The sequence below is a fragment of the Microcystis sp. MC19 genome (genome assembly GCF_003019735.1).
Taxonomy (GTDB): Bacteria; Cyanobacteriota; Cyanobacteriia; order Cyanobacteriales; family Microcystaceae; genus Microcystis.
In genome coordinates this window covers 2844476-2856940 of the sequence record NZ_CP020664.1, presented here as the reverse complement: position 1 = coordinate 2856940, position 12465 = coordinate 2844476, and the positions used below count along the sequence as shown (strand labels likewise).

Sequence of the window (12465 nt, the reverse complement as noted above, 5' to 3'; positions counted from 1 at the left end):
TTAGATATGTGTAATTAATTTTGCTTAGGTACTTAATTGTTCAAGGTAATTTTTGGCAAATTGGTCATGGGGTTTCATGGAGTTTCTTCAATAGCTTGTCGGACTTGTTCTAAGTCTAAATCCAAAGCTTGAGCGATTTGTTCCACACTTAAACCCAAAGTCAGCAAACGGGGAATAGATTCCAGTTTAGCCTCTAGTTTTCCTCGCTCTAGTCCGCGCTCTAGTCCGCGCTCTAGTCCTTGTTCGAGTCCTCGCTCTAGTCCTTCCTGTCGTCCCTCCTGTTTAGTTGCTTCCTTCCATTCCTGATAGGTTTGAGATAAGGTCATAAACACCTCTCTATCGTCAGTTTCTAGGATGTTATTTATTTCCATACTAACCCGCCAACTAATCAATAATTCCAGCACATTTTCCCGGAAAGCATTACCTTGAGGTAATTCTAACAATTCTCGCACCGCTTGGTTTTGCGTTTTTCCCCGTCCTAATAATCTTAACCAGAGAGTCTCAGCCGTCACAGGCAATTGATTAATAGCGATAATTGCCGTGCGATAAAGCGCGGGAAGAAAATAGACTCCTTCTGGCCAATCCTGGTCTAATTTTGCCCCAAATCCCTCTAAAACAGTGATACCAGCCGAAGGGGATAAAATCCACAAACGAGGCGCATTGTCTTCATTGTAGCTCTGATTTTCCCGTTTAGCTTGTCTTTGCAGTTCGGCCAAAATCGTCAAAAGTTTCGCTAAACAATTACGAATCTCGCTCCGGTTGGGAGGATTGCGATAGGGTTCAATTAAGACAGTATTAAGGACAATTCTGCCTAATAATCCCAGATAATCGGGGTTGGGTTCGGGATTGGGGGAAAAAAATACATCTATCTGTCGAGTTTCGTCGCTGACTTCTTTGCTGATTTCGACGATTCCCAGGGGAGAAAGTAATTGTTCAAGGTAATTTTTGGCAAATTGGTCATGGGGTTTCATGGAGTTTCTTGAATAGCTTGTCGGACTTGTTCTAAGTCTAAATCCAAAGCTTGAGCGATTTGTTCCACACTTAAACCCAAAGCAAGCAAACGGGGAATAGATTCCAGTTTAGCCTCTAGTTTTCCGCGCTCTAGTCCGCGCTCTAGTCCGCGCTCTAGTCCGCGCTCTAGTCCTTGTTCGAGTCCTCGCTCTAGTCCTTCCTGTCGTCCCTCCTGTTTAGTTGCTTCCTTCCATTCCTGATAGGTTTGAGATAAGGTCATAAACACCTCTCTATCGTCAGTTTCTAGGATGTTATTTATTTCCATACTAACCCGCCAACTAATTAATAATTCCAGCACATTTTCCCGGAAAGCATTACCTTGAGGTAATTCTAACAATTCTCCCACCGCTTGGTTTTGCGTTTTTCCCCGTCCTAATAATCTTAACCAGAGAGTCTCAGCAGTCACAGGCAATTGATTAATAGCGATAATTGCCGTGCGATAAAGCAAGGGAAGAAAATAGACTCCTTCTGGCCAATCTGGCTCTAATTTTGCCCCAAATCCTTCTAAAACAGTGATACCAGCCGAAGGGGATAAAATCCACAAACGAGGGGCATTGTCTTCATTGTAACTCTGATTTTCCCGTTTAGCTTGTCTTTGCAGTTCGGCCAAAATCGTCAAAAGTTTCGCTAAACAATTACGAATCTCGCTCCGGTTGGGAGGATTGCGATAGGGTTCAATTAAGACAGTATTAAGGACAATTCTGCCTAATAATCCCAGATAATCGGGGTTGGGTTCGGGATTGGGGGAAAAAAATACATCTATCTGTCGGGTTTCGTCGCTGACTTCTTTGCTGATTTCGACGATTCCCAGGGGAGAAAGTAATTGTTCAAGGTAATTTTTGGCAAATTGGTCATGGGGTTTCATGGAGTGAGCAGTTAATCGATAATTCTCAATTGTATTGATCGATTTTTGAATGGTTTTATAAACTTATGTTAACAAAAATGTCAGATATTTCAGAAATCCCTTGACAAATAAAAATCAGGTTTGTTAACTTACGATTGTCTTCGATAAATTCCCTTGAGCATCATGACATTAGCAACAATTATGAAAAATGGGAGGGGGATAATAAAAGCTTATGCAATTCTCTCCTTCAGGTCTTTTCTCTAGTAGCAACTACAGCGATCGGATATACTGCTATAGCGACCAGTGCCACAGCCGAAATTAGTCAGCAATATCACCTTATTATCGCTCAATTTGCTCCTCGTGGTCGTGAATTTGTTTGTCAGTTTAATGGATCGGGTACTACGATTGCACCTAATATATCAGGGTCTTTTATTCATAGGGGTTATTGCTATATTCCCGCCGAAGGAAGAAAATGTATTTCTGTCTATGATAACGTATATCTACCACCTTCAAATCCGTGGACAAAAGATTGTGGGGGACTTGTGCCGATAGTTAACGATCCTAACACGGGAAAAAGTTACTATCAATTGAATACGTTTGGCAGAAGACTTATTTTCTCAAAATAATCTATGAGCTAAAAAATTGACAATAAAAGCGCTTGAGTTTTGGGGCTATTTATATCTAACCTCTTTTTCTCTGATCGCTTCACTTGCATCTTCTGGAGTCAAAAGTCGTTGCTGTTTTTCACTAAAGTAAAATATTTGATAATTGGGTGATAATTCCTCTTGTAATTGCCGCCAAATATTGACACCTTCCCTCTCAAAATTGTCTTGACTTACTGCATCAAAAAAATGTGAATCGGCGGGATTGTCCCAATTTATAATTTGATTATAAATCTCTGCCCAATTACTTAACTTCTTTTGGATAGAACTCGATAAAGGTAACTCATCTAAGTCAAGGTTATCAGCAGTTTCCATATCCCAAAGAGGCGAATAGTTATATTCTGCCATTAGTTTAATTTTTCTTTTCATCAAGGTCTTCTCCTAAGAAACGTTGGATGAGTTTTCGGGGAGTGGGATTCGCACTAACTACATAACCATTACTACCAATATCGATAGAAATGTATTGAATTTCTCCTTGATAATCAACTTTATAAATACTTCTGCTCGTTCCTTGAGTGCCGATTAATTGACCCATGGTAATTGCTTTCATCAAGAAATCAATAATATTATTAATCGCAATGCCTCGACGCTGAAAATCTTCTCCATGTTTATTAAGAATATGTTCCCAACCCGATGAAGAATTACCGATTTCTAAAAAGATTATCCGCCCGTTGTCTAATTGAGTAATGGCAATAATATCTTGGGAATTGTGTTTAATATTTCTAAGCTTTAGTTCGTTAATTAACTCCTCAAAACTATTTTCATCGGGCATTGGTTTTTTCAAGGACAAAAATGCTTAAATCGGCGTTTTAACCAGAATCTTGATTGATTTTGACTCAGATTATAGTTAAATCAATTCTCTACCCTTGCGTAGCTTGTCGGACTTGTTCTAAGTCTAAATCCAAAGCTTGAGCGATTTGTTCCACACTTAAACCCAAGGCCAGCAAACGGGGAATAGATTCCAGTTTAGCCTCTAGTTTTCCTCGCTCTAGTCCTCGCTCTAGTCCTTGTTCGAGTCCTTCCCGTTTAGTTGCTTCTTTCCATTCCTGATAGGTTTGAGATAAAGTCATAAACACCTCTCTATCTTCAGTTTCTAGGATGTTATTTATTTCCATACTAACCCGCCAACTAATTAATAATTCCAGGACATTTTCCCGGAAAGCATTACCTTGAGGTAATTCTAACAATTCTCCCACCGCTTGGTTTTGAGTTTTTCCCCTTCCTAATAATCTTAACCAGAGAGTCTCAGCAGTCACAGGCAATTGATTAATAGCGATAATTGCCGTGCGATAAAGCGCGGGAAGAAAATACACTCCTTCTGGCCAATCTGGGTCTATTTTTGCCCCAATACTCTCTAACAGAGTCAGACTAGCGGCAGGGGATAAAATCCATAAACGAGGAGCATTGTCTTCATTGTAACTCTGATTTTCCCGTTTAGCTTGTCTTTGCAGTTCGGCTAAAATCGTCAAAAGTTTCGCTAAACAATTACGAATCTCGCTCCGGTTGGGAGGATTGCGATAGGGTTCAATTAAGACAGTATTAAGGACAATTCTGCCTAATAATCCCAGATAATCGGGGTTGGGTTCGGGATTGGGGGAAAAAAATACATCTATCTGTCGAGTTTCGTCGCTGACTTCTTTGCTGATTTCGACGATTCCCAGGGGAGAAAGTAATTGTTCAAGGTAATTTTTGGCAAATTGGTCATGGGGTTTCATGGAGTTTCTTCAATAGCTTGTCGGACTTGTTCTAAGTCTAAATCCAAAGCTTGAGCGATTTGTTCCACACTTAAACCCAAGGCCAGCAAACGGGGAATAGATTCCAGTTTAGCCTCTAGTTTTCCGCGCTCTAGTCCTCGCTCTAGTCCTTGTTCGAGTCCTCGCTCTAGTCCTTGTTCGAGTCCTTCCCGTTTAGTTGCTTCTTTCCATTCCTGATAGGTTTGAGATAAAGTCATAAACACCTCTCTATCTTCAGTTTCTAGGATGTTATTTATTTCCATACTAACCCGCCAACTAATTAATAATTCCAGGACATTTTCCCGGAAAGCATTACCTTGAGGTAATTCTAACAATTCTCGCACCGCTTGGTTTTGCGTTTTTCCCCGTCCTAATAATCTTAACCAGAGAGTCTCAGCAGTCACAGGCAATTGATTAATAGCGATAATTGCCGTGCGATAAAGCAAGGGAAGAAAATAGACTCCTTCTGGCCAATCTGGCTCTAATTTTGCCCCAAATCCTTCTAAAACAGTGATACCAGCCGAAGGGGATAAAATCCACAAACGAGGGGCATTGTCTTCATTGTAACTCTGATTTTCCCGTTTAGCTTGTCTTTGCAGTTCGGCCAAAATCGCCAAAAGTTTTGCTAAACAATTACGAATCTCGCTCCGGTTGGGAGGATTGCGATAGGGTTCAATTAAGACAGTATTAAGGACAATTCTGCCTAATAATCCCAGATAATCGGGGTTGGGTTCGGGATTGGGGGAAAAAAATACATCTATCTGTCGGGTTTCGTCGCTGACTTCTTTGCTGATTTCGACGATTCCCAGGGGAGAAAGTAATTGTTCAAGGTAATTTTTGGCAAATTGGTCATGGGGTTTCATGGAGTGAGCAGTTAATCGATAATTCTCAATTGTATAGTTATTAAAAAAGTGGGTTATTTAAACCCACTTCTCAGGTGATGATTGGTAGTTTTTAGGATGGGAATTTTCAAACTGTGCCAGAAACTATGAGCAGCCATGGCAATTATTCTCCTTGTCAATAGTGAGCAATTGCAAGATTATACTACCTCTTCGAGAAAATCATAAATTTTGTCTAATTGTTCCAAGGTCACTAAACCGTACTGCCAGAGAATCATCGGTAAATGAATTTTATCAGATTGGATCGAGCGCTCGGCCATAGCGATCGATTCTTGGGTAAGGGACAATTCCTCTTGTAGAAATCGTCGGAATTGGGAATAGGCAATCGTGGACATAGGGGGATTTTTTCCTCAATAGTACATCTCGTAATTTTAACAAAACACCACCGATCGGTTTCAAGGACAGTTAGTCTCGCGACTGTTTTTTCTGTATCTAAGCTATCTCGATGATAGAGAGTGCTTTCCTAAAAATCGCTGGCTCTCTCAAGATAGTCCCGTTAGAGCGAGCAGAATTTTGTCTCTGTTCAATCTATACCAAGAGTGAAGATTATTCAATCTATCACTTGACCGACTATAAAAATCTTAATCGATATGGTTAGATTTTAAACAGTATCAATGCGTAATAGCTTATAAAAGCCATACTTATATTTCCGGACAAGGGACACTTTCTATAGGAAAGTTAACACCATTTTGAAAAATTAAGGTCTTGAGATAGACTCAATCTTAATTTTATCTCCTTCTTTCACTCCTAATTCTTTGGCTCGGCCCCCAGCTAGTTCGATCACTTGATTAACCATGGTGTTTGGCCCATAGACAGGACAAGGATCCACCCCACAAGGAGGGACATTGAGCAAAACTGCTTTTACTATACCATCTTTTAGAAAAATCATGTCTAGAGGAATCGAGACATTTTTCATCCAAAACCGTGCCATCAGAGGTTGTCCAAAGGGAAATAGCATACCGCGATTTTTCTCCAAAGACGAGCGATACATTAAACCCTTAGCCTGTTGTTCGGGGGTTTGAGCTACTTCTAACTCAATCATCTGACCATTAATATCTGCTTTGGCCGTGATCGGTAATATTTGCCCTTGATTCTCAGTTGTAATCTGAGCCATTGAGCTATTATTACCATTGAGATTAGTCGATTGACAACTCAGCAGCAACAAACCTAAGAATAATATTAACTTGATCTTGAGCATAAATGATTTTTTACCAGTCATCACCAATAGTTATCAATACTTAATTTTCCCAGGATAGGGGGAGAATTAAGCAGATAAGACACTAACATAAAGTGATGACAGCAAAGATAAAGATATTATTAAAAATATCCAGCCTAGGGGTGAGCATCCTTCCTTGAGGAGAGGGGCAGCTGGGCTAGAACATATATACTAAGAAAATTCTCAAAGTTGTCTGCCGATTTTCCCCCTCAATTTTGCCCTAGTGCGGCAGCAGTCGATCGCCTTCGTAGGTTAAAATACGATTTATCGATTATTGTAGGCTCAGGAGCAATCACCATGACCGCAGAAAGTATGTTATTTAATGGGCCGATCGTGGCGATCGTTCTCGTCCTCGTCGGATTAGCTTGGGGTTTTCTCCTCCTCAAAATCCAAGGTGGAGAAGCGGAATAGCTTGTTTTTCAGTTCATGGTTACTTTATTAGTAGTCATGAACTACTTTTCTCCCGTCCAAAGTAATTAAGAGAAAATCAATAACTAAAATTTTATACCCACACCTATGACCACTCCCACGATCGAGTTTTTTGTCGGTTTATCAGAAGAATTAAGCGGTGTTAGTCTCCGCCAAAATAAAAATACCGGGATTCGCAATGTCCTGATGACTTTTAAAACCCTGAAAGCGATCGAACGTTTCCAAAGTTTCACCACCCGCACCTACGGCGATCTCCGTCTCACCGATGAGGAAGGAGTGATTACAGTTATCCCCAACTCGACTAAATTTATTTTTGGAGGAGATGAAGGGGATGAAATTCAACGGGTAGAATGTGGTTTTGAAATCACCGATGAACACTGGGAGCGTTTTATGCGCTTTATGAATCGTTATGCGGCAGCCAACGGTATGGGGTATCAGGATAAGTGAGAAGACAGGAGTGGGAATTATGAATTATGAATTATGAATTATGAATTGGGGAGTGGTAAGAATAAATAAAATAATCTCCTGACTCCTGACTCCTGACTCCTGACTCCTGAATACGAATAGCCAAAAACCAGCTAAAATAAGGATAAATTTAGTCAAGAAACCATGAAAATAGCGATTACTGGGGCGACGGGATTTGTGGGTAGTCGATTGGTGGTCAAACTTTATGATCGCAGCGATGACATCCTAATTTTAACGCGCAATCCCGATAAAACCCAGAGAATTTACCCAAAGTCAATCTATCCTAAGATAGAGATTATCCCCTATATCGCCACAGAATCGGGGGATTGGCAAAAAGAGATTTCCGGATGTGACGCGGTGATTAATCTAGCGGGAGAACCGATTTCGGAACGCTGGAGCGGTGAAGTGAAACAGGCAATCGTCGCTAGTCGGCAAATCGGCACCGAGAAAATTGTCGAGGCGATCGCCAATGCCGCCCAGAAACCGAAAGTTTTAATTAACTCCTCGGCGATCGGTTACTATGGAACCAGTGAAACCGCTAGTTTTGACGAAAACAGCCCTCCCGGTGGCGATTTTCTGGCAGATGTCTGTAAAAAGTGGGAAACAGCCGCCCAAAAAGTTAAAGATTACGGCACTCGTTTAGTCATTCTTCGCACGGGTATTGTTTTAGGCAATGGGGGTGCTTTAGGGAAAATGATCCCACCCTTCAAACTTTTTGCCGGCGGACCGATTGGCAGCGGTCGTCAGTGGTTTTCTTGGATTCATCGGGATGATTTAATTAATTTAATCATCTATTGTCTCGATCGCCAGGAAATTAGCGGCACTTTCAACGCTACTGCACCCAATCCCGTCCGGATGAAAGAATTCTGTCAGATATTAGGGGAAGTAATGAAGCGTCCTTCTTGGTTGCCAGTGCCAGATTTTGCCCTCGAAATTCTCTTGGGAGAAGGGGCAAAAATCGTCTTAGAAGGTCAAGAAGTGCTGCCAAAAGCCACCCAAGCGATCGGTTTTGACTATCGTTATCCTAATCTAGAAGCGGCCTTACAAGAAATCGTCCCGAAAATGTAGAAATCTGATAGACGAGCGGGCCGAATGCTCTCAATCTATTTTTCACTCCAGACGGGATGGGAGAATAAAGAGGCAGCCACTCTCACCCCGCGCAGTTGATTTAACAGGGGTAAATGGCCCACGGGAGCGCTTAAATCCCAGGTAAATTCTTGGGGGTATTTTGTCCAATTATTGCCATTTTTCCAGCCAATTTTCGGCCAGAGTTTCGGGAAATCTTGACCCACACCGAGCCATAATTTGCGCTGCACCGACCAACCGAATTTCCCTTCCGAATGAACCAACCAAAGATGATCAATAGTCTGAATATCCACACCGGGGAAAGCTTCTACTTCCGTAAAATAGACCCATTTTCTCTGTATTGCTCCTTCTCCTGCTAATTCACAGAGTTTTTGACGGGTGAGACTATCGGCAGTTTGAAAATCCTGTTTAGCCAATAATTCCTGTAAAAGTCGATAATCAATACCCTTGGCACTATCGAGGGGAACAATACCCGTGGGGAAATAATTAGCTAAAAATTCCTTGCTCTGAGCGCTATTATCTTGATAGAGCAATTGATAAGCCTTACCTGTCACCAGATTAACAGGAGTGGGCTGCTTGGCCAACAAAAAATCTCTCAACACAGTTAGGCCAACTTCTCCGGCCCCGGCTAATTGTGTCAGAATCTGTAATTGGTTTTTCGGCGACTCGGTGGCTAATTGACTCATCTTACGGGTAATATCCTCGCTCTGTTCTTCTACTAACACGCCATTCTGGTCAGTCATATCATCACTTTTAAGACCACTCCTTCAATACTATTACCACTTTTTCGGGGTCGCTGCTCGATTTTTTCCTGAAAAAAAGGGATTTTTAGCGGGTGGTTGATCGTACACTGAAAGAGAGAACTATTTTGGTTATCTAGATCACCGTCGGTCAAAATTCCCTTAACTGAATCGGGGATGCGCGGAGATTGTAACAAAATTTATCGATTTCTTGACAAAAAACACCGATCATGCTATCAACTGAACCTAAAATCAGCAATTCCGGACAAAAATATTTAGCCTATCAAGATTGTCTATCCCCGAATCAAACCCTGTTCCCCCTGACAGCCAAGGTTAATAACCGCGATTGTCTAGAAATCGGTGGTTGTGATGTGACCACCCTAGTGGAACGTTTCGGTTCACCCTTGTATATTGTCGATGAAGTCACCCTCCGCACTGCCTGTCGTCAATACCTGCAAGGTTTCCAGACTCATTATCCCGGAGAATCTAGGGTAATTTATGCCTCGAAAGCGTGGAATTGCCTGGCCCTATCGGCCGTGGTCGCTAGGGAGGGATTAGGTTTTGATGTGGTCTCGGCCGGAGAAATTCACACGGTGTTAACCGCTTTAGACCAGATCAATAAAACCGATGTGCCGATATACTTTCATGGTAATAACAAATCGATCGCCGAGTTAGAATATGCGATCAAGCATAACTGCATTATTATCGTTGATAACTGGCTAGAGTTAGAAAATCTGGTTAAATTAGGCGAAAATCGTCCTGATACCCCTATTCCGATCCTATTGCGGTTAACCCCCGGCATCGAGTGCCACACCCACGAATATATTCGCACGGGTCACTTAGACAGTAAATTTGGTTTTGACCCTCATCAAATCGAAGCGGTATTTGACTATGTTTTAGCTCATCCGGTGCTGAATTGTCTGGGTTTACACGCTCACATCGGTTCCCAGATTTTTGAACGTCAACCCCACCAAGACTTAGCCGCTGTGTTGGCAGATTGGTTTAAATTAGGTTTAGAACGGGGATTACCCCTAGAGCAATTAAACGTCGGTGGTGGTTTAGGGATTCGCTACCTCGAAAGTGATGACCCCCCAAGTATCGAGGAATGGGTGCAAGCAGTGTCCTTAGCAGTGGCTAAAGCTTGTCAGGAAAGAGGTATCGCTTATCCGCTGCTCATTGCCGAACCGGGACGCTCTCTGATTGCCACCGCTTGCGTAACGGCCTATACAGTGGGTAATCGCAAAGAAATCCCCGAAATCCGCACCTATATCGCCGTCGATGGCGGAATGTCTGATAATCCCCGACCGATTACCTATCAATCGGTTTACCGGGCCGTGGTCGCCAATAAAATGAGTCAAGAATGTCAGGAAGTGGTGACAATAGCTGGAAAACACTGCGAATCTGGCGATATTCTAATTAAGGATATTACGCTACCGAAAACCAACCCAGGGGATATTTTAGTGGTTTTAGCCACGGGGGCCTATAACTACAGTATGGCTTCTAATTACAACCGCTTACCCCGTCCGGCGGCGGTAATTGTCCAAAACGGAGAAGCCAATCTCATCCTTGAACGGGAAAACCTGGCGGATCTGCTGCGTCAAGACCGCTTACCCAATCGACTCTCCTTGATATAAACCTCATCGCCATCGTCCCCCATGTCGGGTTTTTTTCTGGACCCTCGCCGGTTATTGTCCTGGATTCTCAGCCATGGTCTGTCATTGCTAGACTTTGGGTTAGTTCTCCTCCTTACCTATATGCTGCTGCTAATTATCGGCGAGCGGCGTACTTTTTGGATGGTGCGAGGACTAATCTACTTAATGCTGGCCTCGGTGATTAGCGATGCCCTAGGATTGCGCTTGCTGGGGTTAGTCCTAGAAAAATTGATTTTAGGGTCAGCCGTGGCCATCGCTGTGATTTTTCAGTCGGAATTCCGCCGTTTTTTAGAATTATTGGGCAAAGGTCAAGTGTGGGAATTATTTAAAAAAAGTTCCCCCACTCCCAAGACCGATAATGTCATTGATGAGTTAGTGGACGCAGTGAAGGACCTATCTCAAAATCGCACCGGCGCGCTGATGGTATTAGAAACCAGTGGCAATCTCGACACCAGGGTGTTTGTCAATCCGGGGGTGGCACTCAATGGCCAGGTATCGAAGGAATTAATTCAAACTATTTTTCAAACTAAAACTTTACTACACGATGGGGCCGTATTTATTCGAGGCGATCGAGTGGTGGCCGCCGGTGTTATTCTACCCCTATCGGAGCGCAGTACCTCAAGGCAATTAGGCACCCGTCATCGGGCGGCTATGGGCATTACCGAAAGGCTAGATAATTGTATCTGTATTGTGGTTTCTGAGGAAACTGGCTCGATTTCCCTCGCGTCGGGGGGTAATCTGGACCGGCCTTTAACCAGTAGTAAACTAAAAGAGCTGCTCGAAGCGAAGTTTTCTCCGTCGGGAGAGGGGGAAGTGGTCGCACCGAGTTGGGGACGTTTAGGGCGTACAATTGGCTTAAAAGGTCGTCTAATCTTAGAAAAATTCTCCCGTTCGCCCAGCGCAACCCCCAAAGATAGAAAATGACTGTTAAACCGAGCTTATCACCAGAATTACCTACGGATTTAGATAAAAACCGTTTGCCTCAGCACGTCGCAGTGATTATGGATGGGAACGGTCGTTGGGCGAAAAATCGTGGTTTGCCGCGGATTATGGGCCATCAACGGGGAGTAGATGCGCTCAAAGACTTGCTGCGCTGTTGTCGTGACTGGGGTATTCCCGCTTTGACCGCTTATGCTTTTTCTACGGAAAATTGGGGTCGTCCCCTGGAGGAAGTAGAGTTTTTAATGACTCTATTCGAGCGGGTTTTACGGCGGGAATTGGAGGAAATGATGCAGGAAAATGTTAAAATTCGCTTTATTGGTAATTTATCAGTCTTGCCAGAGTCTTTAAGACGGGAAATTGCTAAATCTCAAGCAGAAACTAGCAAAAATTCCGGTATTCAATTTACGGTGGCGACTAACTATGGTGGCCGAGAGGAAATCGTACAAGCTTGTCGGGCGATCGCTCGTCAGGTGCAACAGGGTTTAGTCTCCCCGGAAGCGATCGATGAATCTCTCTTTGAACAGTATCTTTATACTGCCGGGATTCCTAACCCAGACCTGTTAATTCGCAGTAGTGGGGAAATGCGAATTAGTAATTTTTTACTCTGGCAAATGGCCTACGCGGAAATCTACGTTACCGACACTCTCTGGCCGGATTTCGATCGAGTGCAATTTCACCGCGCTTTAAAAGATTATCAGGGTCGTCATCGTCGTTTTGGCAAATTATAAGGGCTGCGGCCTAAATTGAGCGAAATAGCCACTGTGGAGCAGTTAAAGGACAATTCTT

17 protein-coding genes are annotated in these 12465 nt (G+C 43.0%); 7 read left to right on the top strand and 10 right to left on the bottom strand.

The genetic code is table 11. The features are described from left to right. Nucleotides 1–74: 74 nt before the first annotated feature. Both B5D77_RS14475 and B5D77_RS14470 read right to left on the bottom strand, forming a co-directional pair. On the bottom strand, nt 75–971 hold the full coding sequence (locus B5D77_RS14475; protein ID WP_106909087.1) for a flagellar assembly protein H: 897 nt from the start codon (nt 969–971) through the stop codon (nt 75–77). Continuing rightward, nucleotides 968–1876, bottom strand: a complete 909-nt coding sequence (locus B5D77_RS14470; protein WP_106909086.1) for a flagellar assembly protein H — start codon at nt 1874–1876, stop codon at nt 968–970. Before B5D77_RS14470 ends, B5D77_RS14475 begins: the two co-directional genes overlap by 4 nt. Nucleotides 1877–2010: 134 nt before the next feature. Here B5D77_RS14470 and B5D77_RS14465 point away from each other — a divergent pair, with 134 nt between their 5' ends. Continuing rightward, a complete protein-coding gene (locus tag B5D77_RS14465) occupies nt 2011–2481 on the top strand; it encodes a hypothetical protein (protein ID WP_106909085.1) in 471 nt (156 codons plus the stop codon). A 45-nt stretch (nt 2482–2526) separates the two neighbouring features. Here B5D77_RS14465 and B5D77_RS14460 read toward each other — a convergent pair whose 3' ends face one another. The 6 genes from B5D77_RS14460 to B5D77_RS14435 all read right to left on the bottom strand — a co-directional run bounded on the left by B5D77_RS14460 (nt 2527) and on the right by B5D77_RS14435 (nt 6368). Beyond that, nucleotides 2527–2886 (bottom strand): hypothetical protein, encoded by a 360-nt coding sequence (locus B5D77_RS14460; RefSeq protein ID WP_002747335.1) that lies wholly within the window; start codon nt 2884–2886, stop codon nt 2527–2529. Next, the gene (locus B5D77_RS14455; protein WP_002802432.1) at nt 2870–3289 is read right to left on the bottom strand and encodes a hypothetical protein; all 420 of its coding nucleotides are present in this window, start codon (nt 3287–3289) and stop codon (nt 2870–2872) included. Before B5D77_RS14455 ends, B5D77_RS14460 begins: the two co-directional genes overlap by 17 nt. Before the next feature lie 88 nt (nt 3290–3377). Beyond that, nucleotides 3378–4232, bottom strand: coding sequence for a flagellar assembly protein H (locus tag B5D77_RS14450; protein WP_106909084.1), 855 nt, complete (start codon nt 4230–4232; stop codon nt 3378–3380). Next, complete coding sequence (locus tag B5D77_RS14445) at nt 4229–5113, bottom strand: flagellar assembly protein H (RefSeq protein ID WP_106909083.1); 885 nt, start codon at nt 5111–5113, stop codon at nt 4229–4231. Before B5D77_RS14445 ends, B5D77_RS14450 begins: the two co-directional genes overlap by 4 nt. A 176-nt stretch (nt 5114–5289) precedes the next feature. Next, complete coding sequence (locus B5D77_RS14440) at nt 5290–5484, bottom strand: DUF2949 domain-containing protein (protein ID WP_008205831.1); 195 nt, start codon at nt 5482–5484, stop codon at nt 5290–5292. A 362-nt stretch (nt 5485–5846) separates the two neighbouring features. Continuing rightward, nucleotides 5847–6368: a DUF192 domain-containing protein gene (locus B5D77_RS14435; RefSeq protein ID WP_008205833.1), complete on the bottom strand. Its 522-nt coding sequence runs from the start codon at nt 6366–6368 to the stop codon at nt 5847–5849. A 294-nt stretch (nt 6369–6662) separates the two neighbouring features. Here B5D77_RS14435 and B5D77_RS14430 point away from each other — a divergent pair, with 294 nt between their 5' ends. The 3 genes from B5D77_RS14430 to B5D77_RS14420 all read left to right on the top strand — a co-directional run bounded on the left by B5D77_RS14430 (nt 6663) and on the right by B5D77_RS14420 (nt 8327). Continuing rightward, the gene (locus tag B5D77_RS14430) at nt 6663–6776 is read left to right on the top strand and encodes a PetM family cytochrome b6-f complex subunit 7 (protein WP_002731506.1); all 114 of its coding nucleotides are present in this window, start codon (nt 6663–6665) and stop codon (nt 6774–6776) included. A gap of 105 nt (nt 6777–6881) precedes the next feature. Continuing rightward, nucleotides 6882–7241, top strand: coding sequence for a photosystem II reaction center protein Psb28 (psb28, locus tag B5D77_RS14425; RefSeq protein ID WP_002780430.1), 360 nt, complete (start codon nt 6882–6884; stop codon nt 7239–7241). Nucleotides 7242–7403: 162 nt separating this feature from the next. Beyond that, complete coding sequence (locus tag B5D77_RS14420) at nt 7404–8327, top strand: TIGR01777 family oxidoreductase (RefSeq protein ID WP_106909082.1); 924 nt, start codon at nt 7404–7406, stop codon at nt 8325–8327. Nucleotides 8328–8362: 35 nt separating this feature from the next. On the opposite strand, the gene B5D77_RS14415 is transcribed toward B5D77_RS14420, so the two are convergent. Together B5D77_RS14415 and B5D77_RS14410 are read right to left on the bottom strand one after the other, a co-directional pair. Next, the gene (locus B5D77_RS14415; RefSeq protein ID WP_106909081.1) at nt 8363–9088 is read right to left on the bottom strand and encodes a GUN4 domain-containing protein; all 726 of its coding nucleotides are present in this window, start codon (nt 9086–9088) and stop codon (nt 8363–8365) included. Then, nucleotides 9085–9282: a hypothetical protein gene (locus tag B5D77_RS14410; protein ID WP_106909080.1), complete on the bottom strand. Its 198-nt coding sequence runs from the start codon at nt 9280–9282 to the stop codon at nt 9085–9087. The genes B5D77_RS14415 and B5D77_RS14410 overlap by 4 nt, the downstream gene beginning before the upstream one ends. Nucleotides 9283–9315: 33 nt before the next feature. Between B5D77_RS14410 and lysA the strand changes: the two genes are divergently transcribed. Genes lysA through uppS form a run of 3 tightly spaced genes read left to right on the top strand, consistent with a single transcriptional unit; the run spans nt 9316 to nt 12407 of the window. Beyond that, complete coding sequence (gene lysA, locus B5D77_RS14405; RefSeq protein ID WP_008205842.1) at nt 9316–10719, top strand: diaminopimelate decarboxylase; 1404 nt, start codon at nt 9316–9318, stop codon at nt 10717–10719. 21 nt (nt 10720–10740) lie between these two features. Further along, nucleotides 10741–11661 (top strand): diadenylate cyclase CdaA, encoded by a 921-nt coding sequence (cdaA, locus tag B5D77_RS14400; RefSeq protein WP_008205845.1) that lies wholly within the window; start codon nt 10741–10743, stop codon nt 11659–11661. After that, complete coding sequence (gene uppS, locus B5D77_RS14395) at nt 11658–12407, top strand: polyprenyl diphosphate synthase (protein WP_008205847.1); 750 nt, start codon at nt 11658–11660, stop codon at nt 12405–12407. Before cdaA ends, uppS begins: the two co-directional genes overlap by 4 nt. Nucleotides 12408–12465: the final 58 nt, after the last annotated feature.

What these genes read in the sequence shown, in the direction of transcription:
- B5D77_RS14420 (WP_106909082.1), top strand. Translation starts at nt 7,404, where the DNA reads ATGAAAATAGCGATTACTGGGGCGACGGGATTTGTGGGTAGTCGATTG.
- B5D77_RS14430 (WP_002731506.1), top strand. Translation starts at nt 6,663, where the DNA reads ATGACCGCAGAAAGTATGTTATTTAATGGGCCGATCGTGGCGATCGTT.
- B5D77_RS14470 (WP_106909086.1), bottom strand. Translation starts at nt 1,876, where the DNA reads ATGAAACCCCATGACCAATTTGCCAAAAATTACCTTGAACAATTACTT.
- psb28 (WP_002780430.1), top strand. Translation starts at nt 6,882, where the DNA reads ATGACCACTCCCACGATCGAGTTTTTTGTCGGTTTATCAGAAGAATTA.
- B5D77_RS14450 (WP_106909084.1), bottom strand. Translation starts at nt 4,232, where the DNA reads ATGAAACCCCATGACCAATTTGCCAAAAATTACCTTGAACAATTACTT.
- cdaA (WP_008205845.1), top strand. Translation starts at nt 10,741, where the DNA reads ATGTCGGGTTTTTTTCTGGACCCTCGCCGGTTATTGTCCTGGATTCTC.
- lysA (WP_008205842.1), top strand. Translation starts at nt 9,316, where the DNA reads ATGCTATCAACTGAACCTAAAATCAGCAATTCCGGACAAAAATATTTA.
- B5D77_RS14445 (WP_106909083.1), bottom strand. Translation starts at nt 5,113, where the DNA reads ATGAAACCCCATGACCAATTTGCCAAAAATTACCTTGAACAATTACTT.
- uppS (WP_008205847.1), top strand. Translation starts at nt 11,658, where the DNA reads ATGACTGTTAAACCGAGCTTATCACCAGAATTACCTACGGATTTAGAT.
- B5D77_RS14455 (WP_002802432.1), bottom strand. Translation starts at nt 3,289, where the DNA reads ATGCCCGATGAAAATAGTTTTGAGGAGTTAATTAACGAACTAAAGCTT.
- B5D77_RS14440 (WP_008205831.1), bottom strand. Translation starts at nt 5,484, where the DNA reads ATGTCCACGATTGCCTATTCCCAATTCCGACGATTTCTACAAGAGGAA.
- B5D77_RS14415 (WP_106909081.1), bottom strand. Translation starts at nt 9,088, where the DNA reads ATGACTGACCAGAATGGCGTGTTAGTAGAAGAACAGAGCGAGGATATT.
- B5D77_RS14435 (WP_008205833.1), bottom strand. Translation starts at nt 6,368, where the DNA reads ATGACTGGTAAAAAATCATTTATGCTCAAGATCAAGTTAATATTATTC.
- B5D77_RS14460 (WP_002747335.1), bottom strand. Translation starts at nt 2,886, where the DNA reads ATGAAAAGAAAAATTAAACTAATGGCAGAATATAACTATTCGCCTCTT.
- B5D77_RS14475 (WP_106909087.1), bottom strand. Translation starts at nt 971, where the DNA reads ATGAAACCCCATGACCAATTTGCCAAAAATTACCTTGAACAATTACTT.